16 protein-coding genes and 1 tRNA gene are annotated in these 24,182 nt (G+C 64.1%); 4 read left to right on the forward strand and 13 right to left on the reverse strand.

Annotation, left to right across the window (positions count from 1 at the left end; translation table 11 throughout):
- The first annotated feature begins 267 nt into the window (after nucleotides 1-267).
- Genes G4L39_RS07410 through G4L39_RS07420 form a run of 3 tightly spaced genes read left to right on the forward strand, consistent with a single transcriptional unit; the run spans nucleotide 268 to nucleotide 4,237 of the window.
- A complete protein-coding gene (locus G4L39_RS07410; protein WP_165107117.1) occupies nucleotides 268-1,590 on the forward strand; it encodes a homoserine dehydrogenase in 1,323 nt (440 codons plus the stop codon).
- A 17-nt stretch (nucleotides 1,591-1,607) separates the two neighbouring features.
- Nucleotides 1,608-2,966, forward strand: a complete 1,359-nt coding sequence (gene thrC, locus G4L39_RS07415; RefSeq protein ID WP_165107119.1) for a threonine synthase — start codon at nucleotides 1,608-1,610, stop codon at nucleotides 2,964-2,966.
- Complete coding sequence (locus tag G4L39_RS07420) at nucleotides 2,963-4,237, forward strand: diaminopimelate decarboxylase family protein (protein WP_165107120.1); 1,275 nt, start codon at nucleotides 2,963-2,965, stop codon at nucleotides 4,235-4,237. The genes thrC and G4L39_RS07420 overlap by 4 nt, the downstream gene beginning before the upstream one ends.
- A 237-nt stretch (nucleotides 4,238-4,474) precedes the next feature.
- On the opposite strand, the gene G4L39_RS07425 is transcribed toward G4L39_RS07420, so the two are convergent.
- The 5 genes from G4L39_RS07425 to G4L39_RS07445 all read right to left on the reverse strand — a co-directional run bounded on the left by G4L39_RS07425 (nucleotide 4,475) and on the right by G4L39_RS07445 (nucleotide 9,880).
- Nucleotides 4,475-5,893, reverse strand: coding sequence for a coiled-coil domain-containing protein (locus tag G4L39_RS07425; protein ID WP_165107122.1), 1,419 nt, complete (start codon nucleotides 5,891-5,893; stop codon nucleotides 4,475-4,477).
- A gap of 266 nt (nucleotides 5,894-6,159) precedes the next feature.
- Entirely contained in the window at nucleotides 6,160-6,816 is a 657-nt protein-coding gene (locus G4L39_RS07430) for a lysophospholipid acyltransferase family protein (protein ID WP_165107124.1), read from the reverse strand.
- Nucleotides 6,813-7,484: a (d)CMP kinase gene (gene cmk, locus G4L39_RS07435; protein WP_165107126.1), complete on the reverse strand. Its 672-nt coding sequence runs from the start codon at nucleotides 7,482-7,484 to the stop codon at nucleotides 6,813-6,815. The genes G4L39_RS07430 and cmk overlap by 4 nt, the downstream gene beginning before the upstream one ends.
- Before the next feature lie 45 nt (nucleotides 7,485-7,529).
- Nucleotides 7,530-8,957: a 3-phosphoshikimate 1-carboxyvinyltransferase gene (locus tag G4L39_RS07440; protein WP_165107128.1), complete on the reverse strand. Its 1,428-nt coding sequence runs from the start codon at nucleotides 8,955-8,957 to the stop codon at nucleotides 7,530-7,532.
- 35 nt (nucleotides 8,958-8,992) lie between these two features.
- The gene (locus G4L39_RS07445; protein WP_205880856.1) at nucleotides 8,993-9,880 is read right to left on the reverse strand and encodes a prephenate dehydrogenase/arogenate dehydrogenase family protein; all 888 of its coding nucleotides are present in this window, start codon (nucleotides 9,878-9,880) and stop codon (nucleotides 8,993-8,995) included.
- Nucleotides 9,881-9,989: 109 nt separating this feature from the next.
- On the opposite strand from G4L39_RS07445, the gene G4L39_RS07450 reads away from it, so the two are divergent.
- A tRNA-Asn gene (locus tag G4L39_RS07450) sits at nucleotides 9,990-10,064 on the forward strand.
- 918 nt (nucleotides 10,065-10,982) lie between these two features.
- On the opposite strand, the gene G4L39_RS07455 is transcribed toward G4L39_RS07450, so the two are convergent.
- The 8 genes from G4L39_RS07455 to G4L39_RS07490 form a co-directional block, all read right to left on the reverse strand.
- Nucleotides 10,983-14,207: a tetratricopeptide repeat protein gene (locus G4L39_RS07455; RefSeq protein WP_165107131.1), complete on the reverse strand. Its 3,225-nt coding sequence runs from the start codon at nucleotides 14,205-14,207 to the stop codon at nucleotides 10,983-10,985.
- An 11-nt stretch (nucleotides 14,208-14,218) separates the two neighbouring features.
- Nucleotides 14,219-15,274 (reverse strand): exosortase/archaeosortase family protein, encoded by a 1,056-nt coding sequence (locus tag G4L39_RS07460; RefSeq protein WP_165107133.1) that lies wholly within the window; start codon nucleotides 15,272-15,274, stop codon nucleotides 14,219-14,221.
- A 613-nt stretch (nucleotides 15,275-15,887) separates the two neighbouring features.
- Nucleotides 15,888-17,174: a nucleotide sugar dehydrogenase gene (locus tag G4L39_RS07465; RefSeq protein ID WP_165107134.1), complete on the reverse strand. Its 1,287-nt coding sequence runs from the start codon at nucleotides 17,172-17,174 to the stop codon at nucleotides 15,888-15,890.
- A 1,116-nt stretch (nucleotides 17,175-18,290) separates the two neighbouring features.
- On the reverse strand, nucleotides 18,291-19,076 hold the full coding sequence (locus tag G4L39_RS07470; protein ID WP_165107136.1) for a PEP-CTERM sorting domain-containing protein: 786 nt from the start codon (nucleotides 19,074-19,076) through the stop codon (nucleotides 18,291-18,293).
- A 1,037-nt stretch (nucleotides 19,077-20,113) separates the two neighbouring features.
- Nucleotides 20,114-20,815, reverse strand: coding sequence for a hypothetical protein (locus G4L39_RS07475; RefSeq protein ID WP_165107138.1), 702 nt, complete (start codon nucleotides 20,813-20,815; stop codon nucleotides 20,114-20,116).
- Nucleotides 20,816-21,260: 445 nt separating this feature from the next.
- Nucleotides 21,261-22,376 (reverse strand): lipid II:glycine glycyltransferase FemX, encoded by a 1,116-nt coding sequence (locus G4L39_RS07480; RefSeq protein ID WP_165107146.1) that lies wholly within the window; start codon nucleotides 22,374-22,376, stop codon nucleotides 21,261-21,263.
- A gap of 14 nt (nucleotides 22,377-22,390) precedes the next feature.
- Nucleotides 22,391-23,059 carry a GNAT family N-acetyltransferase gene (locus G4L39_RS15915; protein ID WP_425485739.1) on the reverse strand — a complete coding sequence of 223 codons (669 nt, stop codon included), beginning with the start codon at nucleotides 23,057-23,059 and terminating at the stop codon, nucleotides 22,391-22,393.
- A gap of 102 nt (nucleotides 23,060-23,161) precedes the next feature.
- Nucleotides 23,162-24,076 carry a hypothetical protein gene (locus tag G4L39_RS07490; RefSeq protein WP_205880857.1) on the reverse strand — a complete coding sequence of 305 codons (915 nt, stop codon included), beginning with the start codon at nucleotides 24,074-24,076 and terminating at the stop codon, nucleotides 23,162-23,164.
- Nucleotides 24,077-24,182 lie beyond the last annotated feature (106 nt).

Raw genomic sequence — 24,182 nt, forward strand, 5'->3', positions numbered from 1 at the left:
GCCGACCGCCCCTGGCGGCCAGGGCGGAGCATGCCCGCATCTGGGAAAAAGACCACCCTGGCACGGCCCTGCAGCCCTTCCGGAGCCCGGACGACCCCTCCCCGATGAGCCCCGGAGCCCTCCCAGATCTCGTTTAGAGACTCCTCCGATTCGAAAACACCCTTTGGCACCCCGCCCCAACGGCTGGCTAAGGATTCAGGGGCGCCCGTCAACATGGGCAAAAGGGATTGTCCGTTGCAGGGCTTCCCGGCAACTTGGGCGGCTGTTATGGACGTGTTGAATCTCGGCATGGTGGGAGGCGGAACGGTGGGCAGCGGGGTGTTTCACGCCCTGCAACAAAATGGAGAGGTCCTGGCCCGCCGCATCGGTGTCCGCATTCAAGTCCGGAAAGTGGCCGTCAAAGCCGTGGACGAACCGCGGCCGTACCCGATCCCGCACCGGTTCCTCACCACGGACTGGCGGGCCGTGGTCGAGGACCCGGAAGTGCACCTGGTCACGGAGCTGGTGGGCGGCACAACCGTGGCGCGGACCATCGTCCTGACGGCCCTTCGTCTGGGCAAACCGGTCATCACGGCCAACAAAGCCCTGCTGTCCGCGCACGGCCCGGAGTTGTTCCGAGAGGCGGAACGGCACGGCACCAACCTCTACTACGAGGCCAGCGTCTGCGGCGGCATCCCCATCATCAAGGCCCTTCGAGAGGGATTCGTGGGCAACCGCATCCGGGCCCTCTACGGCATCGTCAATGGCACGTGCAACTACATCCTCACCCGCATGGCGCGGGATCGGGCCGATTTCCCGACCGTGTTGGCCGAAGCCCAGCGCCAGGGCTACGCCGAAACGCCCCCGGACCTCGACATTGACGGCCACGATGCCCAGCACAAGACCGGCATCCTCGCCTCCCTGGCCCACGGCACATGGATCCCCGCCTCCAGGATCAACGTGGAAGGCATCCGTTCGGTCACACCGCTGGACCTCGAATTTGCCGCCCAGTTGGGTTACACGATCAAGCTGCTCGGCATCGTGAAACAGTTGAACGCTCCGGAGTCAGACGAGGACCCAACAGAGGTGCAAGTCTCCGTTTATCCGGCGTTGATCCCGTCGGCACACGTGCTGGCGGGCGTGCAAGGAGTGTTCAACGCGGTGTTCGTCCGGGGTGACGTGGTGGGCGACACCCTCTTTTACGGCCAGGGCGCCGGCAAGGACGCCACGGCCAGCGCCGTGCTCAGTGATCTTGCGGACGCCGCATTGGACGTTCGCCTCGGCACACGCCGGCGGCGACCTGCCTTCGTGGAAGTACCCGGCAGAATCCGCGTGGTCCCCATGGACGAGATCGTCACCCGATCCTTCGTACGGCTGAGCGTGGTGGACCGGCCCGGTGTCCTGGCCCGCATCGCGGCCGTGTTTGGTCAGGCAAAAATCGGCATTGCCTCGGTGATCCAACCGGAGGGCCATACCGGCGAAGTGGTCCCGCTGATTCTGATGCTGCATGAGGCGCCGGATGGAGCCGTGCGCAAGGCGCTGGCCCGCATCGGCCGGTTGCCGGTGGTCAAGGCGCCCCCGGTCCGGTTCCGCGTGGAATCCCTGAGCTGAACGATCTCCCGACCGCAATGATTCGCTACCACAGCACCAATCGAGCCTCTCCGCCGGTGGACTTGCGGGAGGCCCTGCTGCGTGGACAGGCACCCGATCGGGGCCTCTACCTGCCCGAACGCTTTCCGGTCGTGGACCACCAGGTCCGCCGCCACTTCACCAGCCTGCCCTACGCCGCCATCGCCGCCGAGGTGCTGGCACCCTACACCGAGGGGCTCCTGACCCGGGATGAATTGGAAACCCTCTGCCGACAGGCTTACGACTTTCCCGTGCCCCTGGAACCCGTCCAGGGCATGAACCGCGTCTGGATCCTCCGGCTGGACCGGGGTCCCACGGCCTCCTTCAAAGACTTCGCCGCCCGATGGATGGCGCGCGTGCTGGCCCGCCTGGTCGCTCAGGACGGTCGCCCTTTGACCATCCTGACCGCCACCAGCGGCGACACCGGATCCGCCGTCGCCAGCGCATTTCATCGGGTGCCCGGCATCCGGGTGGTGGTGCTGTTCCCGCGCCATGAGGTCAGCAACCGCCAGCGCCGGCAAATGACCACCCTGGGCGACAACATCCGGTGCGTGGCCCTCGAGGGGAAGTTTGACGATTGTCAGGCGCTTGTGAAACAGGCTTTCGCCGACCCGGCCCTGGCCGGGCTGAACCTCTCCTCGGCCAATTCCATCAACATCGGGCGGTTGTTGCCCCAGACCGTGTACTACTTCTACGCAGCGTCGCGGGTGGCCGACCCGGACGAACCGGTGGACGTGGTCGTTCCCAGCGGCAATTTCGGTAACATGATGGGCGCGGTCATCGCCCGTCGCATGGGATTGCCGGTCCGAAGGCTCATCGTTCCCGTCAACGCCAATGACGAGTTCCCGCGCTACCTCGCCACCGGTCGCTATGAAAAGGTCGTACCCTCCCGTGCCTGCCTCTCCAATGCCATGAACGTGGGGCACCCGAGCAACCTGGCGCGGCTGGTGGCAGTCTACGGAGGCTGGATGGACGAATCCGGGCGCATTCGGGAGCAACCCGACCTCGACGCCATGCGCCGGGACCTGTTCAGTGTTTCGGTGTCCGATGAGGAGACCCGGACCGCCATCCGCGAAGCCTGGGAACGCCACCAGCTCCTGCTCGAACCCCACGGCGCCGTAGCCTGGCGCGGTTACCAACACTACCTGCACACCACGCAGCCGCCCGCCGCCCCCGCCGTGCTCTTGGAAACGGCGCACCCGGCCAAGTTCCCGGAGGAAATCGAACGCCTGCTCGGGTTCCAGCCGGAAGAACCCGACAGCTTGAAAGCACTGGATCACCTGCCCGAGTCCTACGATTCGCTCGAGCCGCGATACGACCTGTTCCGCGATTACCTCCTGGCCCTGCCACGGCCATGAACCAGGTTGACCCGTCCCGCTCCACCGCACGCCGCCGGATTCCGGCGGGTTCGTCCGCCGAATCGAAGTGGCGCCGGCACTTCTGGCTCCGCCTGGTGGTGCCATTGACAAAGCGGTTTGCCACCCCGTTCCACCTGTTCTCGCTGCTACCCTTTCAGGCCCGGTGCGAGGCGGCAGACCGGGCCCTGACCGGCCTGCCGGTCCGACATTGGTGGTCCGCCAAAACGCTCCCACTGCCGACTCTCTGGCAATGGTGGCGCGACCAGGGCCGTCCCATCGAGGTGGTCAGCGAGTTCGAACTGCAAGCCGCACTTGCCGCGGGGTTCCCACCCGATTCCATCCTCGTCAACGGCCCGGCCAAACACCACTGGCTCGACTCGTTCCCCCACTCCGGACTGAACGTCAACTTTGACTCCCTCCATGAAGTGGCCGCATTGGTCCGGCGGGCCCGGCAACAACGCTGGCGGGTGGGCCTTCGCCTGACACCAACGGTCATGGCCCGGTCGAACGCCCGGGACCGACCCGGCCAGTTTGGGATGACCGTGCCCGAGCTGAAAACAGCCCTTCAAAGGCTCCGACGGGCAGGACTTGAACCCGAAATCCTCCATTTCCATCTCGGCACCCAGATTGAGTCGGCCAACCTCTACGCTGCCGCCCTGACCGGGGCAGCCGCCGTTTGCCGGCAGCTGCAATGGTTCCCGCGGTTTGTGGACTGTGGCGGCGGTTGGCCAACGGATCATGTGAAAGACCTCACCGGCCGGCACGTCGCGCATCGTTTTTCTCTCACCGAATTTGCCCGCATCCTCCAGCGTGCCCGCGCAGAGTTTCCCGCCCTGAAGGAATACTGGCTGGAGAACGGCCGGTGGTTCTGCGCCCCTGCCGGAGCGCTGGTGGTCCGGGTACTGGATGTCAAACCGCGCGGCCGCATTCGTTACGTGATTTGTGACGGTGGCCGGACTCTTCATGCCATGATCAGCGCCTGGGAAACCCATACCGTCCTGAGCCATCCCGCCCGGCGGGGTCGGGCCGTCTCAACCGTGATCACCGGCCCCACCTGCATGACTTTCGATGTCCTGGCCGAAAGCCCTCTGCCGGAGAACATCCGCCCTGGCGATTTCCTGGTCTGGCTCGACGCCGGCGCCTACAACCTGTCCTGGGAGACCCGATTCTCCCACGGGTTTGCCCCCGTGCTGTGGCACGACGGCCGCACCGTCCGCGAGATTCGCCCGGCGGAAACCTTCGACGCCTGGTGGGGACGATGGCGCGCGTAAGTCCGCGGGGCACCCGTCCCGGGTGGAGCCGGCGACACTGCCCGGTTTCCGCAATGACCGGGCAAACGCCTCGCGATAGGGCCGGCGCGGCAAACCGGCGCTCAAATCCGTTCCATAACGCCGGCGTGCTGGTCGGCCCACCATGCCGAAGCTGCGGTGTTCCTAAAGCGGGCCGCTACCTTCCACCCCGGCGAAACCAGACGTCAGACAACCTGTCCCACCCCGTCGCTCGGAGTTTCAACCCTCGAACTGGAACGACAAATAAACCGCCACACCCTCGCCCCGGGCGTAGTCAAGCACCTCAGGGGCGCTGATCATGTGCGCCACCATCACGGGAAAAACGCGACCCAAAACCGGCTCCAACCGTTTCACCCGCCGGCGCAAAAAACGGTCCACGTCATTGCAGGACAACTGTGCCTTGCACTCCCCAACCACCCAGATCGGCTGACCGCCACGCTCCGCCCGACCCAGAATGTTGACCTCCAACGCGGAGCCCTCCACGTCGGTAAGGAAACCCCGACGCAGTCTTTCCACCAGCCGCACACCGTGCTCGCGCTCCAACAGTGGGGGCAGCGCCTGATACGCCCTGTTTTCCAAGGTGTATCCCAGGGTCATGGCAAGGCCCCCCAACTGGCGGTTGGTCTCGTCCAATCGGGCTTCCGTGTGCCTTTGCGCCTCAGCCAACTCCTCCAACCGCACTTCTGTGCTTTTCTGCGCCTCGGCCAACTCCTCCAACCGCACCTCAGTTCGCTTCTGCGCTTCGGCCAACTCTTCCAACCGCACTTCCGTGCGTTTCTGCGCCTCCGCCAACTCTTCCAACCGCACCTCTGTCCGTTTCTGTGCCTCGGCCAGTTCTCCCAACCGCACTTCCGTGCGTTTCTGTGCGTCGGCCAGCTCTTCCAACCGCACCTCAGTTCGCTTCTGCGCTTCAGCCAACTCCTCCAACCGCACTTCTGTGCGTTTTTGTGCCTCGGCCAGTTCTCCCAACCGCATCTCCGTTCGCCTTTGGGCCTCGGCAAGTTCTTCCACGCGTGTCTCGGTGCGTTTTTGTGCTTCCGCCAGTTCGTCGACGCGCAAGGCCAGGGTTTCGAGCCGCGCTTCCGTGCGCTTTTGCGCCTCGGCCAACTCACCCACACGCACCGTGAGTTCCTCCAAACGAGCCTCCGTCCGCTTCTGTGCCCCGGCCAACTCTTCCAACCGCACCTCAGTTCGCTTCTGCGCCTCGGCCAGCTCCCGGAATCGAGCCGCCGTTTCTCTCCGCGCCTCAGCCAGCTCTCGGAACCGAGCCTCCGTTTGTCTCTGTGCTTCGGCCAGCTCCCGGAACAAAGCCTCTGTTTGTCTCTGTGCCCCGGCCAGTTCTTCGAACCGCGCGTCCGTCCGTTTCTGCGCTTCCACCACCTCCCGCACAAGAGCCTCGGTGCGGTTCTGGGCCACGCCAAGCTCAGCCAATTGTTGGTCCACCTGCTGGAACAGCCGTTCGGTGCGGACCTGTTCCTCGGCCAGTTGCTGCAAAGTCCGCTGCACGGGGTCGAGGGCCTCCCGCACGCTGGTGCGCACGTGCTCTTGGATGAGAGCATCCAGCACCATCGCCACCTTTTGGGATGCCTCCGGCCCCAACGAACTCTTCAGCTCCTCATATGCCTCCCAAACGTTCATGGCGCCCATACCAGTCTGCCCGGAACGTCTCAACCTGTCAAAAAGCCGCCGCTTCGGGCCCCCGTCCTCGACGCCAGAACATCACCACCCCCGGAACACAACCCGGCATCGCAGCGGGCCCATTCGACCCGCCATGGCAACTTCAACCGGATAAACGACCGGGCACACGGGTCGTGGAACCAGACCCGAACGTGCCACCCCGGTCCCCGAATCCCTGACACTCCGCGTCAGTCACGGAGATCCCACCGCCCGACCGCGCAGTAATCCTACACCCCGTTGGGACCCAACCGACGAACCGCATCCTCCCAGATCCGGGCGATCTCCTGATACAGCGCCTTGAGCCGGGCGCGGTCGGCATCGCGCGCTTCCCGTCGCTGCGCCTCGAATCGCAGCGGTTCACCAAACACAACCCGGACCGGCCGCGGCCGCGGCCAACGGTGATGCCGGCTCATCGCCTCGTAGGTCCCAAAGATCCGGATCGGCACCACCGGAGCCTCGCTCCGTACCACCAACAGCCCCAGCCCCACCTGCGCCGGACGCAGACCGCCGTCCGGACTCCGCGTCCCCTCCGGAAACAACAACACCGCCTCGCCGGCGTGCAAATGCTCCAACAACGTCCGCAGCCCGGCCGGCGCAGCAGCGTCCCGATCCACCGGAATGCACCGATACTGACGCAGCAACCACCCCAGGGGAGGAAACCGAAACAGGCTCCGCCGGGCCAGATAAGACACCGGCCGGGTTAACGCCGCCCCCACCAGGGGCGGGTCCAGGTAACTCGCATGATTGGGCGCCAGGATCACACCGCCCTCCGCCGGCACCCGATCTGCATGGTCCACCTGCCATCGGAAATACACACGAAACACCAGCCGGCAAAACCGCCAGCTGACCCGGTAGATCGGTTCCATCCGGCTCACGCCGCTCATGCCGAGGTGGATTCGCCGGCCCCACGGGACGCCAACCGTTGCCGGATGTCCTCCAGGATGAGGGCACTGGTCTGCTCCGGGGTCATCCCGGAGGTGTTGATCACCCGGGCACCCAGGGGAACCATGAGCGGCGCCACCTTGCGCTGACTGTCCCGTTGATCCCGGGCGGCCAGGTCCTCCTGCACGCCCTCGGCGGCTCGACGCCGATGCCGCTCCTCCAGGCTCGCGTCCAGGTAATACTTGAACTCGGTCTCCGGAAACACGTTGGTGCCGATGTCGCGCCCTTCCATGACCAGGTTGCCGAACCGGATGCACTCGCGTTGCTTGCGTTTCATCCAGCGCCGCACCGCCGGCACCGCCGCCACATACGGCACCGCCGCACTCACCTCCGCCGTTCGAATCTCCCGCTCGGGATAATACCCGTCCACCAACAGCCGCACCTGCCCGTCCACGCAGCGCAGTTCGGTCTTCCACCGGCGGCACACGCGCGCCACCGCCTCGGGATCCTTCACATCCACACCGAGCTTCAAACAGTACCAGGCCAGCGTCCGGTACATCGCGCCGGTGTCCACATACACATACCCCAGCGCCCGCGCCACCAACCTGGCATTGGTGCTCTTGCCGCTGGCGCTGGTCCCGTCAATGGCAATGACAATGGGCGATTCCAAGGTTCCCGTTCCCCGGGCGGCCGACCGGCAAGAGGTCCCGCCCATTCACTCGTCAGCCCCGCCAACCATTAACTGCTCCGGGGCAAGAACCGCACCGGTTCGGGCGTCACGAATCCGCACGCCCAGGCCCTCCGGAGGCGGCGCAGCCAGTTTCCCGAAAAAATTCGGAAATGTCTTGGCCACGCAGGCCGGATTGTGAATCCGGATCCCGGGCACTTTCAATCCCAGAATGGCAAAGCACATCGCCATGCGATGGTCCTGGTAGGTCCGGATCTCCGCACCGTGCAGGGCCGAGGGCCACACCGTCAGTGTGTCTCCCACCTCCTCCACCCGCGCCCCGCAACGCGTCAGCTCCGTGCGCAGGGCCGCCACCCGCTCGCATTCCTGCAACCGCAACCGCCCCAGATCGGTGAACCGGCACACCACCCCGCACAACGGCGCCAGCACCACGGCCGTCATGATCGCATCCCCCAGGTCGCGCGCCCGCGAAATCTCCAGTTCCATCCACCGCGAATGATCCCGACCGGCGTGCCCGGCGGCCAACATCATCTGCCAGACCCCGGGAAACCGCGCGTCCACCTGCATCTCCGGCGACGGCCAGCGCCGTACCTGCACCGGCCAACGCGACGGATCCAACACGGCCGGGTCCCCATCCAGCATCGGCCAGATCCATGCCGGATCGTTGGCCGCCCAAAAATAACTCCCGCTGGACGCGTCCGGCTCAATCTCAAACTCGCCTCCCCCGGCAGGAAACCGCTCCCGCAACCTGAGCGTCATCGCCACATAGGGCGATTCCTCCGGGTCCTCGCCACATACGTGTACCGACCATCCCCCCGCCGCCGCACATAGCAACAGGGCCGACGCAAACTGCGAGCTCTCCCCTATGCCCACCGCACATTCACCCCCCCGCGGCCCGCCCCCCTCGATCAACGCAGGCAGCCGGTCGTTCGGCGTCTCCACCCGGTAACCCAACTGCCGCAACGCCGCAAACAACGCCCCCTGTGGCCGCTCGTGCATCCGGGGCGTCCCATGCAGCCGATACCAGCCCCGACCCAGCGCAACCAGCGCCGCCAAAAACCGCGCCGCCGTCCCCGCATTGCCCACGTACAACTCCAACGGAGCCGACCTGCTTCCGCCCGCCGGCACCCGCCCCCCACAGCCCCGAACCCGAATCGTCCGATTCGCCTGCTCGCCCGGATCCGGCTCCACCCGGAGCTCCAGCCCCAACCGCCGCAGCGCCTCCACCATTACCTGGGTGTCCTCGCTCCACAGCGCACCCCGCAACACAAACTCGCCCGACCCCAGCGCAGCCAGCACCAACGCCCGGTTCGTCAAGCTCTTCGATCCGGGCACGGTCACCCGCGCCACCACCGGCCCGCTCAACGGCTCGATCTCAATGATTTCCGGTAATGCCATGAAAATCCGCACCCATTCCTCCAGGCGGCGCACCGGCCGACACAAAACCGGGTTCATCACCCGCAGCCATCACCCGCCCCGCACACGCCACCTCACTCCGGAGACGACAGGGCACCGCGCCCCCGGCACCACGCATCCCGCCGCTCTTTGGCTACTTGGAAGAACTTGTATAACGCGTTCCCGTCCCCGGCGGCGAGCCACCGACGCACCGCCTCCAATTCCCGCACCAACTCGCACAAAGCACGGTCCAGGTGCCGGCGGTTGGCCAGCGCAATGTCCCGCCACATCTCCGGAGAACCGGATGCCACCCGCGTCGTGTCCCGAAACCCCGAAGCGCAAAGTTCCCGCTGCTCCTTCCTCCGCCCCGACGCCAGCACCAGGGCCGCCAGCGCAGCCGCCACCACATGCGGCAGGTGACTCGACCGGCTCACCAATTGGTCGTGCCGGTCCGGAGACATCTCCAACACCCGCGCCCCCAACGCCGCCCACAACCGCCGCGCCTCCCTCAACGCACGTCCGCTCGTGCGCGCCGTGGGTGTCAACACCGTCACCGCACCCTCAAACAGATCCGGATGCGCCGCCCCCACGCCCGTCCTCTCATTGCCCGCCATGGGATGACTCCCGATGAACTCCGCCCCGGCACGGCGGATCAGCGGTTCAAGTTCCTTCACCACCGGCCCCTTCACACTCCCCACATCCGTCACCACCGCACCCCGTTTCAACGCCCCCCGCATCGCCAGTGCCAGGGGGAGCATCTGCCCCAGCGGCGTACACAACACCACCAAATCCGCCCCCGCCACCGCCTCGCCAAGATCCAGCGTCGCCTCGTCCACCGCCCCCGCCCGGCAACATTCCCCCACTGCCTGACGCCGCCGCACATAACCCACCACCCGACGGGCCAACCCTTTGCGCCGAAGCGCCATCCCCAGCGACCCGCCCAACAACCCTACACCAATTACGCTCACCTTGTCCCAGTGCACGACTGCAGCTTAGGCAACGGCCGGGCGCGACCCAAGCAAAACGCGGTCCCCCACAAAGACCCCGTTGACGTCCGGACCCGACTTCGCTAGATTTTCCGCGCACTGAGGTTCCAGAGTAGCTCAATGGTAGAGCAGCCGGCTGTTAACCGGCGGGTTACAGGTTCGAGTCCTGTCTCTGGAGCCAATTTTATTGCCCCAATCCCTCATACCCCCTGCCCGCCAACCTCGCCGGTACGTTCTCAAGCCTGACCAGCCTTTGAAAAAGGGCGCATTCCCTCGCGCGAACCGCCCCTTCCACGCCGACCGCTCCCCGGCACCTAAACCAGACGCAAACGGCCTCAATGCCAGCTCGTCCGGCACCGCCCGCCGCTTTCACGTTCGCCCTTGACGTGCCGCGCTACCGCTCCCCGGGCGGGCCCATACAGGCCCTTGCCCCGGCGCCCATAAAAAAACAAGGCCGCTTTCCCATGCCGGGAAAGCGGCCCGCTCACCCAGAAAAACACCCTAAAAACCGGGTCCGGACCTCAACCGCCCGAAGGTCCTTCTCTGTGATACCTCAAACAAACGGCCACGGAAGACCGTGCCGCACCCACGATGGTCGCCTGGGAGTGACCGCGTCCCCGCGGTCTGCAAGAATAGCGGGCACAGGGGACTGTGCCCCTCCCTAAATGATCCCTGGGAGGGACGGCGTCCTCGCCGTCCCCAAGAACACGGGCGCAAAGGACTGTGCCCCTCCCGGAGGCGTTCGCCCGCCCATCGCTTTCAGTCGCCGAGGACGCCGGCCCTCCAAAGGCGGCGTGCGCTGCCAAATAACGGGGCACGGAGGACCGTGCCTCACCCACAATGGTCGCTTGGGAGGGACCGCGTCCCCGCGGTCCGCAAGAATCCGGGCACAGGGGACTGTGCCCCTCCCTGAGTGGATCTTTGGGAGGGACGGCGTCCCCGCCGTCCGCAAGAACTCGGGTGCTGAGGGTGGCGACCCATCCTCCAAATTCTTCTCCGTGTCCTCTGCGTTCCTCAGGTTCTTTTCCCGCTCGGTGCTTTTATGGTTTTACGTCGGCGGTCCGGGTGGTCCGCTGGTCCTTTCCCACGACGCAAGAAGTCACTTCAATTCAGCCAAAACCTTCCGCGCTTCGGCGGCAAACGGCGCGTTGGGTGCCAGGGCCAGTGCCCGCTCCAGTGACTGGCGTGCCTGCCCCGGCTGTTTTAGCTGACGTTGCACCAGGCCGAGCTGGTAAAACGCCTCCGCATCATCCGGCCGTTGCCGGGTATAATCGGTCAGGGCCGCACTCGCCCGGGCCAGGTCACCCCGTTGCAGGCCCAGCACCCCCACAATCCGCGCAATCGCCGCATCATTTCGATCGTTCTCGCGGATTCGCAACGCCAGCTCGTAAGCCTTGTCCGGCTGCTTCAGCGGTCCGGCGTACAGAATGGCCAGCTCGCGCAGGGCCGGCGTGAAGTTGGGGAACACGGCACGTGCGGCCTCGTAAAGCCGCGCCGCTTCCGCCGCGTTCCCGGATCGCGCCTCCAACGCCGCCCACGCCACCAACGCCGGGACGTCGTTGGTCCTGGAGACGGCCCACTGCCGCAACTGACTTGCCTCGGCCGGCGTGGTCGGCGGATTTTCCGCCAAGGCAATCGCACGCTGAAATTCCTCGATCTGCCGGGTCAAGGAGGGATCCGGTCGCAGTTGCGCAGCCTGTTGGAGTGCTTGCTGTGCCTGGGCCACCCGCCCCTGACTGTAACGGGCCCAGGCCAGGTCGTACCATACCCGCGGGTCGTTCGGCAGCTTGCGCGCGACCTCTTCCAACAGGCTGGCAGCCCAGGTTTGATCCCCTTTGCGCCACACCAACCGAGCCAGCGTGTAAGCCGCTTGCGCATCGTCCGGGGCACGATCCCGGGCACGCCGGGCCAGTTCAATGGCACGATCCAGCCGGTCCGGCATTTCACCCATCCACCGGGCCACCTTGGTCATGAAGACAACCGAGTCGGGCACCAGTTCCAGCGCCTTCTGCCCCGCCTCCACGGCCTGTGCCCAGCGCCCGCGGATCGCATACACTTCCGCGATCCGTGACCACAACACGGGGTCGCGCGGGTCTTTCCGCGCACGGGCCTCCAACTCGGCCAGCCGGGCGTCATCCACCGACTGCGCCTGCAGATCCAGCAGCGCCAACCGACGCCGCGCCTCCTGGGCCTCGGGCCCGTCAGGTCGCAACTGGATGGTGGTTTGGAAGGCCACCCGCGCCGCGGTCTCCTCACCCAACATGTAATGCGTCATGGCGAGGTGAAACTGGACCTCCGGCTCTTCCGGCAACTTCCGGGCGCTCTCCTGGAGCAGCGGCAGGGCCCGGGCATATTCGCCGCGCCGGAACAGAATCCAACCCAGGGTGTCCGCACTGGCGGGTTCGCCGGGTTGCAGGTCCACCGCCTGGCGGGCCAACTGATACGCACGGTCCAAGTCGTTGAGATTCTCCGCAAGCAGCCAGGCCAGGTTGTTCAGGGCCGGTCCATACCGGGGCTGGATCTCCAGGATCCGTTCGTAGGTCTTGCGCGCCTCGGCGTAGTTGGTCAGCGCGGTGTGCAGCAGCGCCAGTTGCATGAGTGAGACGATGTCTTTCGGGTTGGCCTTGACCAGCCCCTGCAAGCGATCCACCGCCTCGTTCTGACGGCCCGTGGCCACGTAAATGCGCGCCAACTCCGCGTGGGCGGGCCGGTAATCGGGAGCCACCTCCACGGCTTTCAACAGGGCACGTTCCGCCTCCGGAAGATTGGTCTGAAACAGGTGCACCTGGTAGAGCAGCATCCAGGGCAGGGGCGAATTGGTATGCCGGGCCAATTCGGCCTCCGCACGGCGCCGTGCGTCATCGAAACGCCGGGCGATCAGATCCAGCTGAACCAACTGTTCCACCGCCGGAAGGTAGCCGGGTCGGATCCGCACGGCGTTTTCAAATGCCTGACGAGCCGTGTCCAATTGACCCCGTTCCCGCTGGATCAGACCCGTCAACAACCATGGCGTCGGATTGGTCGGGAAATCCCGGGCCAGCGCCCGGTACACGTTCAACACCCGGTCCACCTCATTGCGGGCCAGATAAGCCCGGGCCAGGAGCAAGCGTGCCTGCCATGCCTCCGGATGCCGGGCGGCGAATGGTTCAAGCAGCTGAATGGCCCCGCCGGGATCGCCCCGACGCAGCCGCAGCTCCGCCAGTAATACCACCGCCTCGGCATTGTCCGGAGCGGCTTCCAGGGATTGTTCCAGGCTGGTGATGGCCCGGCTCACGTCGTTGACCATCAGCGACGCCAGGGCCATCTGATACAGCACGCGCGGATGATTGGGGATCAGCTTGAGGATCTTCTCCAGCTCCGCCACGGCATTGGTGTAGCGGCCCTGGGCCACCGCCAGTTGCGGTCGCAACAACAACGCCGGAAGGTTCACCGGATCCCGTACCAGGACCCGCCGCAGCGCCTGATCCGCCGCATCCCAATTCCGCTCCGCCAGCTCGAGCTTGGCCAGTTCGGTCCATGCCGGCAAAAAATCGGGCGCTTTTTTCACCAGCTCTTCCAGGATCGCCCGCGCGCCGGTCCGGTCCCCCGTGGCCGCCTTGAACTCCGCGTAGCGCAGGCGATACGGCGACCGCAATGGCCCCAGTTCGGCCGCCTTCTTGAACTCTTCCTCCGCTTCACGAATCTTGTCCGCCCGCGCAAGCCATGTCCCCCGGGCAAAGTGGGCCGCCGGCGAATTGGGTTCCACCTCCAGGGCCCGCTGCACCGCAGCCTCCGCCCGCGCGCGGTCCCCCTCCCGGGCATGAACACCGCTCCAGACCAGGTGATAGCCGGCACAACGATCCGCCGACCCCGCCAGCTTTTCCAGCCACTGTCGCGTTTCGGCCAGGTGATTCGTCGAAAGGGTGGCGTCCCACAGCAACAGCCACGCTTCGGTATTCGCCGGCGCGCGCGTCAGGACCGCCAACGCCTGCGTCCGGGCACCGCCCACGTTGCCCAGGGCCAGAAGACACTGCCCGAACGCGACCCGTACATCGGCGTTGTCCGGATCCAGCTCGGCGGCCATGCGCAGAACCGAATGGGCCTCCAACAACCGACCCTCCTGGTGCAGGATCAACCCCAGCCGCACCACGGCAGTCCGGTTCGTCCCCCCGTATTTCAGGGCGTTCCGGTATTCGATCTCGGCCCGGTCGTAATCCCCCGCCTGATAGAGTCGCTCCGCGCGGTTGAGATGTCGTTGGACGCGCGCCTCGCGCGAACAGCCCGTCAACACCATCAAGGCCGCGCACACCGCCGCCGCGGCCCATCCACACACTGTTCGTTGCATCCTCCGATCCTTCATGACGTGACTCCTGTCTTTCCGTCCCCGGCCCGGGGTGGGTCGCCCGCCCCGATACCGCTGGTCACACCGGCGCCCACGCCGCCCGGGGCCGCGGCCAGTGCCGGGCCGCCAGCCCCAGCCCGGCGCTGCTCCCACCACCGCAATCCCCATACCAGCGCCAGGAACGGAATCAAAGAAAGCGCAAAGAAAATCGGCCCACCCTGACTGTGCAAGGGCGAATCAATCACCCGCGGGTCCACATGCAGCGTCAGCAACGAAATGGTGACGATGCGAAAGGCATTGCGAAGGATCGCCAGCGGGATCACCGACGCCACCAACACCGCGCGCAAACCGTGCGAACGCAGGAACCAGTATGCCGCCACCCAGCTCACAATGAACAACACATACGTGGACCGCACCCCGCTGCATTCCTGGGCCACCATGATCGTCAGGCCCGGCAGTTGAAAGATCAAACCGTCTCGATACAGCGTCGTTCCCGTCAGCCAGAACATCCATGCGGCAGCCTCCGCGGATGCGTGTTGAAGGAAAATCTCCACCGCATCCCGCAGCCCCGACGGCATCGGCAGCACAAACACCGTCAGTAAAACCGGTAACAGATAGGCCCGAACAAACCCGGCGCCCACCAGGGCCAGTAACCCCGCCCACAGGAAGCACCACCAACCCAGCACGGGCCACAGAAGCTGGTCACACGCCTCCGGCAACAAGCCCCGTTGCCCCAGCCACCCTCCGGCCCGCAGGGCCACCCCGCCCAAAACAGCCGGCACAATGGCCAGAACCGGCGACCCCCGCACCCGCCCGGGTCGACTCGCCCAGCCCTGTCGAATCAGGTAAATGCTCACCAGCGGCACGAGAAAGACGTGCGAGTACAGTTCCGTCCGCCACGCAAATCGCGCATAGTCAGACAACGGCCGCAAAAACACCAACGTCAGCACCACGGCGTAGACGGCAAACCACACCAGGGCACGTTCGACCGGTCGGCCCTCCGGATTCCGCCAGAGCCGCGCCGTGTCGGAAATGCGACTGAACAGGGAAGTGGAAGTGGGATCACTCATGGCTGGACCCATGAACGAATGAATCCTCGCTGGACGGCATCCGCATTCCGCAGGGCAAGGCCCGGTGTCTTTCCGGAGCCACCGGCCTCCGCCAAGACCCTCGTGTCACGCACAGCGTCCAAAACCTCCTCGCCCGTTGCGCTCAGCCACATGCCGCCCCATTCAAACCACACCATGGAACCGCCAGCGTCACCGAAGTCCACCGGGCACCACACAACCACGGTCGTGCCCCACCTCCCGCACAGCACGCGAGATACCGCGTTCGTGCGGTGAGCAGCAATCCCGGCACAGATAACGGCGGCTCTTCCTCAAAGAATACCTCGGGACCGACGGCGTCCCCAGCGCCCGCACGAACAGCGGGCACGGAGGACCGTGCCCCTACCACGATGGTTGTTTGGGAGGGACCGCGTCCCCGCGGTCCGCAAGAACACGGGCGCAGAGGACTGCGCCCCTCCCGGTAGGCGTTCGCCCACACAACATTGTCGGTTGTCAAGGACGGTGCCCCTGGATCAAAATGACTCCGTGTTTGTCCCCAGTGTCTCCGCGTCTCCGTGGTCTTTTGGGTCGCCTTGCCGCCATGGGAAACCAGCAAGCACCAGGGCGGCGCCGTGCATCAGGCCTTCCACACCTGGCCCGGTCGGGTCGGACAATCCCGCATGGCGTTGCGGGTATCCACGATGCAATCCGCCCACTCGGCCAGTTGCCGGTAGTTCACACACGCATGGTTGGTGGCAATAAGGACCACGTCGAAGCTGCGGATCGTTGCCTCGTCCCAGGGCACCGACCGTTTCCCCGCCCAATGAGGGTGTTCCCGGGTGGGTTTGATGACCGGCACGTAGGGATCGTGATACTCCACGATGGCGCCACGTTGGTGCAGCATGTCCATGAGCACGTAACTCGGCGATTCGCGGTCGTCGTCCACGTTGGGCTTGTACGCCAGACCCAGGATGAGGATCCGGCTCCCCTTGACCGCCCGACCCCGGTCGTTCAACGCGTCGGCCACCCGGTGGACCACGTACTCCGGCATGGAAGTGTTGATCTCGCCCGCCAGCTCGATAAACCGGGTGTTCTTCCCATATTCCCGCGCCTTCCAGGTCAAATAGAACGGATCGATCGGGATGCAATGCCCGCCCAGGCCGGGCCCGGGATAAAACGCCATGTAGCCGAACGGCTTCGTCTTGGCCGCATCGATCACCTCCCAAATGTCAATACCCATGGCGCTGTAGACCACCTTGAGCTCGTTCACCAGTGCGATGTTCACGCTGCGGAAGATGTTTTCCATGAGTTTGGTGGCCTCCGCAGCCCGACACGAGGACACGGGCACGATGGTTTTGATGGCCTTGCGGTACAGGGCGCTGGCACGTTCCAAGCACGCCGGGGTCAGTCCCCCCACCACCTTGGGGATCTCCGCCACCCGACTCTGCGGGTTGCCCGGGTCCTCCCGCTCCGGGGAGAAGGCCAGGTGAAAATCCACCCCCGCCTTCATGCCCGACCCCTGCTCCAACACCTCGCGCAAATCCGTGTCCGTGGTGCCGGGGTAGGTCGTCGATTCCAGAACCACCAGCGCGCCTTTCTGCAGATGCGGCGCGATGGTACGGCCCGTGTTCAAGATGTACGAGATGTCCGGTTCCCGATTCTTGTTCAGCGGCGTGGGCACGCAGATGATCACCGCCTCCACCTCCCGGACCCGCGAAAAATCCGTGCTGGCCTCGAACCGACCGGCCGCACGTTGTTCGGCCACCGCCTCGGACGGGATGTGATGGATGTAGCTGCGTCCGGCGTTCAGCGCCTCCACCTTCGCAGAGTCAATGTCCAAGCCGAGCACCTTCACCCCGGACCGTGCGAATTGGAGCGCCAAAGGCAGCCCAACGTATCCCTGACCAACAATCGCGATTTGCATGGTGAGATCTTGGAACATGGAATCCACGGCGGGCAAGCCCACAGGACATCTCTGTCTCTCCAAGCCCCGCCCGCCACCTGCGTCATCCCCCTCCCGGCACCCCGGACCAATGGGACGGACCTATGCAGTCAAAACCAGCTACAAACACTCCACGAAAAAACGGACGCACAATGCCGAGAAACGCAAACACAGGGGAATTGGGGGGCTTGTGCGGGATGCTGCAAAACCCGACACACCCTCCCCGGGCGTGCAACGTTCATCACCCCAACTGCTGCGCGAGCGATACCGCGGGCATGGTGGTTCGGCAGAGCGAATGTTCGGGAACGCACCAGCCGGATGTAGTGGATCCGCGGTTCGAACGCGAGCATCATGCGTTCAGGGCCGCCGATGGACTGAACGGCAATGCCAGACGGCCGCAAGCGTACCGGCACCGTACATGTCTGTCTTCGGTGCAAACCGTTCGACGGGATGGTCCGCCTCCGCCGAATCCATCGGCAACACGGGGGCGCCACGCCATGGAACCTCCAAGGCACTGAGACCGAACTGGCGGACTTCTTTGGCACCAACCACGGAGACACGGAGCACACAGAGAGACGCCACGGAGGATCCGTTCGGTTCATTGTGCAGTCCCCGGGCGACCCGGGCTTCCGACGCGCGGCTCGCGCAGACCCCTCACCCGCGGGGGCGCGGTCCGCTCGAATCCGGGCACAGGGGACTGTGCCCCTCCCTGAGGGGATTTTTGGGAGGGACGGCGTCCCCGCCGTCCGCAACAATTGGCGGGCACACGCAGGTCTTTGGTTTCACCACGGAGACACGGAGGACACAGAGAGGTGTGCGGTGTTCCGCCAAAGGCACGGGAGGGACGGCGTCCTGGCCGTCCGCAAGAACACGGGCGCAGGGAACTGCGCCCCTCCCGGGCGGCGTTCGCCGCCCAACGAACGGGCACATGGGACTGTGCCCCTCCCTGAACGGATCCCTGGGAGGGACGGCGTACTCGCCGTCCGCAAGACCGCGAGCGCAGCGACAGCGCCCCTCCCCTCTACACCTTCACCACAAAATGTCTCTGTGCTTTTCCTCCGTGTCCTCTGTGCCTCTGCGGTGTAGGCGCGGCGAGGGTTAAACCAACTGCCGCGCCCGCGGACGGCACAGGACGGTCGCGAGGATGCCCGTGACCATCAACGCAAAGCCCGACCCGCCGTCGGGAACCGTGGTCGGCCCTCCCAAGGTCTGAAAGGTGATGACCAGGTCATCGACCGCCAACCCATCGTCAGCGCCAAAGGCATCGTAATCCTCCCAGCGGATCCACCATCCGTCGCCCGGCTGGATAAAAAGCCCGGTAATCGTGTACGTGAGCTGATACCTGTGGTCCGAATCGTTACCATTCTTCTGTCCCGAGTCCGACACGTCCGGCGAGGCAAAGTCGAGGTCAGGAACTCGGATCCAAGTGCCGTCGGCCAGGGAGGTCGCATTCAAACTATAAGAAAACAGCAATCGGTCCACCCGGTCCTCATAACCCAGCCGCCACTGCTCACCCCAATAGGAGATGGTCATGGCCGTGATGACCTGGCTGCTGGCGTTCACAAATTGCGCGCCAAAGGTTGGGACCAAACTGCCACTCCGTAACCCACCCAGGGCACGGTCCGTTGAGTTGGCTTCACCGAAACTGTACGTATCGCCGATGTTTGAGCTGCCCGTGCCTGCACGATAAAGTCCGTCCGCATTCGACCCGGTTTCGTGGATAAACCAACCAACGGGAAGTAAGCTGTGGCCTGTACCAGAGGCCGCCAGGGAGTTGAAGTCCTGGCTGTAAGGCACACCGGGATCGGTGATCGAGATGGGTACAGCTCCCAACCAGTTCGAGAGCCCGAACAACGTCATGCAGGTCAGCGTTCGCAGTTTCATGGTCGTTCGCAGATTAGGTTTGACCCGGCGGGCCAGCTGTTCCGCTCCATGAACCCACGCCGCCCGACGCGCCCGCCACGGCCGCGTCGCCTCCCACGCCAACGGCTTGGGAAGGGGCCAAGCCGCCGCCGGGTTTCGCAACGCCCACAGCGAATGCCGTGCCAACTTACCAGAAAGATCCCTTCATGGTCCCACGCGATCTTTAATATCCTGATTTGCAGCAAGTTACGATACAACGCGTCAAATTGCGTGATCTTGGCCCACGGGCGATGTGTAAACCTGGCCGACAGTACAGACGGCCGCTGATGCGCATGTCACTGATTACCAGCGCCTTAAGGAACCTGCCACCGTGTAAACTTGGCCGACATTGTTCTGGAAAACTTAACACTTTGGGATGGTCGGGTCGGGGTCTTGAAACCTGCTGTCGACGCGCACAGCCTCCCCAAAAACGACAGAGGCACAGAACAGTTGACGGAGCCGTTCCGCAAATGGACCTCCACAGGGGAGGGGCACGGTCCCCCGTGCCTGATCATTGGGCGGCGCACGCCGCCCGGGAGGGGCGCACTCCTCTGCGCCCGCGTTCTTGCGGGCGGCGGGGACGCCGTCCCTCCCGGTTTGCGCGGCCACGCGCCGCGGGGAGGGGCACAGTCCCCTGTGCCCGTTATTCTTCCGGACCGCGGGGACGCCGTCCCTCCCAGCAGACCATCGTGGGATGGGCACAATCCCCCGTGCCCATTGGCTGGTGTATGCCACGGGGGGTACCGTACCACCCGCTTGCTTGTTTCACCACGAAGGGCGCCCCACAAGGGTGATTGGAAGGAAAGAGATGGATTGGCCAGGTTTCGATTGTTAGCGCCCGGCTTTAGGGACCTTGGGACGCGATCCAGCCGGTTTTCGCGGTCGTTTTGGAGGGTCGTGAACCAGGGCGCCCACTGCTTTGGGTGCCTGGGAAATCCGGAGGGGGCTCTGCTCCAATGAAAAGAGGTGGCGCTTCGTTGCCGAAGCGCCACCCGAAAGGCAACCTGCGACGCGTTAGCTTATTCCTTCCGGCGGATGAGGGCCAGGCCCAACAGGCCACCGCCCATCAGAATCAACGTCATCCCACCATCCGGCAGATACACCAGCATGTCCTGCCTCTTGGTCCCGTCCGCACTATAGAGGTTGATCGCCCGGACGGTGTAGTTCGCGCTGACGCTCGTGTAATCCGCTTTGGCGTTGGCCAACCCCCCAAACTTGCCGATGACCAAGCTGATGTATGGGTTGGCATAGTTGACGGCCAATTCATCTTCCAACATCCAGATCGCCTCTTGGAGCGCGCGGGCTGATGCCTCCCTGCCGGGTCCGGGTGTGTAATCGTACCCAGCGAGGTTGCCTTCAGCGAACTGCTTGTACAGCCAAGCCGTGCCGATGGAAATGGGGTCCGGAGACCCACCGGCCAAACCACCGGCAACTGCCGCGGTATTTAACCACCCGTCGAAGGGCTGGCCTGAGAGGAACTCGTTTCGCTCCAAGCAGAAGGTCTGAAACCCACCCACCACCAAGGTCGCAGAGGCGTAATGTGCCGGATTTGCCCAGGGCGACCCCTTCAGGGTGAACTCACCGCCACCGTAGCTGGTATCATAATAACCCGACGTCCGAACCACGGTTATGCCCGTAGCATCAGGCGCAGGCACGGCCGAAGCCGTGGCCACCATCCCTGCCGCCAATCCAACCGCACCCAACGTTCTTAACGCTTTCATGGTCAATCTTCCTTTCTCCTGTTCGCCGTGTTGCCTTTACACCATAGTTTTAGCACGTTGCGTGCCAGCATGACCTTTGCGACCCGTATACAGACGCCGCGACCATCACTAAAATCCTATACATCAAGCACTTGCACGTAGTTTAGACATTGCAAGATTTGAAGAGCCTATGCGAACATGACCAACTGGACCTAAAAACTGTAAAGCCCGCCGACACTTTGGCTCGGGTAAAAACCCGATAAACAGATCTTCGATCTCGCATCTACTTGGAGATCAATAGGTTGCGAATATTCTTGAAGTGTTAACTCTGCCGACATGCGATTCGGGGAAACCGACAGTGGTGTAAAGCCCGCTCGGACGCCTCCAAAACAGTGGTGTGTAACGTTGTAGTGCCGGCCATAAGGGCTTGAAAAGCAGGTCTCGAATGCAGGTCGGACTTCCCTCATCAGGCTGCAACCCAGCGTTCCAGTCGCCTTGCAAACGCAGGGACCGACAGCAACCAATCCAGCCAGGGCCGTTGCCACTTCCATGGAATCCACACCCGCGCTTCGGGAAGCAATACGGGGCGAGCTCCCAGCCGTAGATTGAAGGCGTAACGCGTAGCTGCAACCTCGGTCTCCACCGCCTTTCCTGCAAGCATTTGCTCCGCCAGTGAACGGTCCATGGCGCCAAAGTCCACAACGCGGCATCCCCAGGCCGCAGCCCGCATCATGGCCTCCACGTTCAACAGGGTGTTGGGATGCGCCTCCGGAAACTTTTCATTCCATCCCTTCTTCTCGAACACGCACCGGTCTCCGAACCGCAGGACCAGGAGGCCGGCAACTGCCTCACCCTTCACCGTTGCCAGGAAAAGGCGGATGTCAGGTGTAAAAGCATCCCACCGTCTGTAAAGGGCCTCAACCGAAGCGGGGTTGGGTCGCACACCCTGCCTGCGGCACGTCACGCACATGAGCTCGAAAAACACGGGCAGGTCCGCTCGCGTACCCTCAACCGTCTGGACCCCTCGGTCCTGCGCCTGTCGGGCCTCTCTCCGTGCGGTGCGACCGAGCCGGCTGCGCACACCTTCCTGTCCCCCTTCCAGGGAGGCAATCAGGGTTGCGTCAATGATCCCCGGTACGGGAGCACGGCAAAACCCATGGCTCCGGAAATCGGCAGGGGCAATCCGACTCTCGTCCGGGGGCTGGACGATCAGGGCCCGAACCCGTTCGGAAGCCGCGGTGTCCAACAGGCGCTGCATGGCCAGGCCGATCGAGTTGGGGTGCTCTTCCTTCAGCACCGGCCCTTTGTTGACAAAACCGACGCGACCGAACCTGGTGTTTTTGATGAGGAGCAGGAATCCCCCGGCCATGGAGCCGTTGCAGTCACTCCAGGTGACCAACCGGGATCTCCAACCCTCCCCTTCCTTGATCCAGGCCCACCGCACCGACTGCTGGTACTGTCCCAAGGGATGGTTTCTCAGGAAGCCCTCCCAGCGAACGGCTTCGTCCGGATCCAACCCGCGGGGGAGTGGCCCATTCCGGGGCAAAGGATCGGCAGCCGCAGCGCAATAGGGAACATCCATGCTCAATGCTCCCTCTAACATACCAAGGCAGGAGACAGTCCTTGGCCATGAGGGTCCCGAAATCGCACCCGACGCCAACCCAGGCGGCACACCACCTCGCAAACAGCGCGGGGTTCGAAGCCCAGTTGGCAAAACGCCTTCATGGACGGCGTATTCTCCGGGCGTACATGGGCAAAGACCCGCTGAACCCCCTCCTGGGCCAGGTCATTCAGAATCCGGGCAAGTGCAATGCGGAACAAACCGCGGTTCCGGTACCGGGGAAAAGTGTACGCACCGCGAACCTCGGCTTCACCTTGCGGGACCTGAATTCGGGGCAGGCTCGTCTTTTGCCCCTGTCGGGCGACCCAGCACAAGTGTGCAAGCTCACTCCCGTTCCAAACCGTGTACACCAGCTCCAGCCCGGCATAGCTATCCAGGAAGCATTCCAAAGGAAGCCAGCCGTCACAGCCGATCCGTTCCGAGCGCCACACTTTCAACTGCCCAAGGGAGCGCCCGATGACCCGATAGGACCCGGAACCCTTCGGAGCAACTCCCTCCGAAAACTCCTCACGATTGCAAAGTGGGCGGTCCAAGCGTAGATAAACCGAGTTGGACCATGCAACGTCGGCCAGGCGACGGACCCATGTCGCGGGGTCGGTAGACCGCCAGGGAAGCGTCCATCCAAACCAGGATCGCGAGTGCATTACTCCGTGAGCCGAACCCGTGCTCCGGCTTGCAACGTCCGCACCGCGCGCGTCATTGCAATTTCGCAATGCACCTGCCGAATCGACCCGCCACCCACCTTGTCAGGGCACTTCCTCGGCATCAGGTTTGACGGCCACGGCCGGCGCAACAGGTTTCGGGTCTTCCACCAGCTGCCCGAGGAGCCGGCGCCAGAGATCCGGACGGAAGGTCCTCAACAGCCAACCGGTGACGGGGTGCACGTGCAGCCGCGCCGGCAAGGTTACCACCTCACAGCCGCGTTCAAGGTAAAAATTGTCTACGGAGGCCTGCGGGCCCTGCTTCCGAAGCCCGGCGAAAATCTGCTTGATATTGGGAGAACGGGCGGCAAGCGTTCGTACAGCATGGAGGACCAGGCTCCCTACATTTTCCCGGAGTGCTTCGGTCGTGGCAAAAAAGCCACCCAGGTTGAGGGTATCACCAACGAGATGAATGATTTCAACCGCGTGGATCCGCTCGTCCTTCCAAGCCCCAAGCACGATCACCTTTGGGTGCCGGAACACTTCGCGCGCCCACTCAGAAAAACGGTACGGGTCCAGGCGATCCACCCGATATTTGTAACCCGTGCGGCGCTGGAAATCCACATACACAGGATGAGCAGAAATAAGTTCTTCTGGCTCTTCGATTCGCCGAACCGCAAAGATTTGCTCAGCGGAACGAACCTGACGCCTTCTCCTCCGGCTCTGCAACGTGTACTCATGAATGTTCCGGAACATCAGAAAACTCATGGAGCTGTTTGCCTCGCCCGGATCCTGAACCACGTATTGCCATCCTCCGAGTCGCGCGCCTCTGGGGCCGCGGAGGCCTACTTTGTCCATCGGCTCAAAAGCGACTAGCGGCCGATAAAAGAAACGTCTGACCCGGCGCCAGTAAATGCCGCCAGCTTCTACAATAACCTCCCCCATTGCCCTCTCATACGCCGCATACTCCTCCTGGGTCATTGGCACCAATTGCACGGAATCAATGTGTAACCCACTCATAGATGCAACGTTACCACAAACAAAGGCACTTTTAATGTGCCGCCGATTTCCATAGCTCCATGATGCAGTTCGCTCGCGGTACCGTTAGTTGTCGCGGTGAAGGGGC

The organism is Limisphaera ngatamarikiensis, assembly GCF_011044775.1.
GTDB classification, from domain to species: domain Bacteria; phylum Verrucomicrobiota; class Verrucomicrobiia; order Limisphaerales; family Limisphaeraceae; genus Limisphaera; species Limisphaera ngatamarikiensis.

Coding starts and splice junctions, on each gene's coding strand:
- G4L39_RS07430 (WP_165107124.1), bottom strand. CDS start 6,816: ATGAGCGGCGTGAGCCGGATGGAACCGATCTACCGGGTCAGCTGGCGG.
- G4L39_RS07465 (WP_165107134.1), bottom strand. CDS start 17,174: ATGCAAATCGCGATTGTTGGTCAGGGATACGTTGGGCTGCCTTTGGCG.
- G4L39_RS07470 (WP_165107136.1), bottom strand. CDS start 19,076: ATGAAACTGCGAACGCTGACCTGCATGACGTTGTTCGGGCTCTCGAAC.
- thrC (WP_165107119.1), top strand. CDS start 1,608: ATGATTCGCTACCACAGCACCAATCGAGCCTCTCCGCCGGTGGACTTG.
- G4L39_RS07455 (WP_165107131.1), bottom strand. CDS start 14,207: ATGCAACGAACAGTGTGTGGATGGGCCGCGGCGGCGGTGTGCGCGGCC.
- G4L39_RS07440 (WP_165107128.1), bottom strand. CDS start 8,957: ATGAACCCGGTTTTGTGTCGGCCGGTGCGCCGCCTGGAGGAATGGGTG.
- G4L39_RS07475 (WP_165107138.1), bottom strand. CDS start 20,815: ATGAAAGCGTTAAGAACGTTGGGTGCGGTTGGATTGGCGGCAGGGATG.
- G4L39_RS07480 (WP_165107146.1), bottom strand. CDS start 22,376: ATGGATGTTCCCTATTGCGCTGCGGCTGCCGATCCTTTGCCCCGGAAT.
- G4L39_RS07425 (WP_165107122.1), bottom strand. CDS start 5,893: ATGAACGTTTGGGAGGCATATGAGGAGCTGAAGAGTTCGTTGGGGCCG.
- G4L39_RS15915 (WP_425485739.1), bottom strand. CDS start 23,059: ATGCACTCGCGATCCTGGTTTGGATGGACGCTTCCCTGGCGGTCTACC.
- G4L39_RS07460 (WP_165107133.1), bottom strand. CDS start 15,274: ATGAGTGATCCCACTTCCACTTCCCTGTTCAGTCGCATTTCCGACACG.
- G4L39_RS07420 (WP_165107120.1), top strand. CDS start 2,963: ATGAACCAGGTTGACCCGTCCCGCTCCACCGCACGCCGCCGGATTCCG.
- G4L39_RS07410 (WP_165107117.1), top strand. CDS start 268: ATGGACGTGTTGAATCTCGGCATGGTGGGAGGCGGAACGGTGGGCAGC.
- G4L39_RS07490 (WP_205880857.1), bottom strand. CDS start 24,076: ATGAGTGGGTTACACATTGATTCCGTGCAATTGGTGCCAATGACCCAG.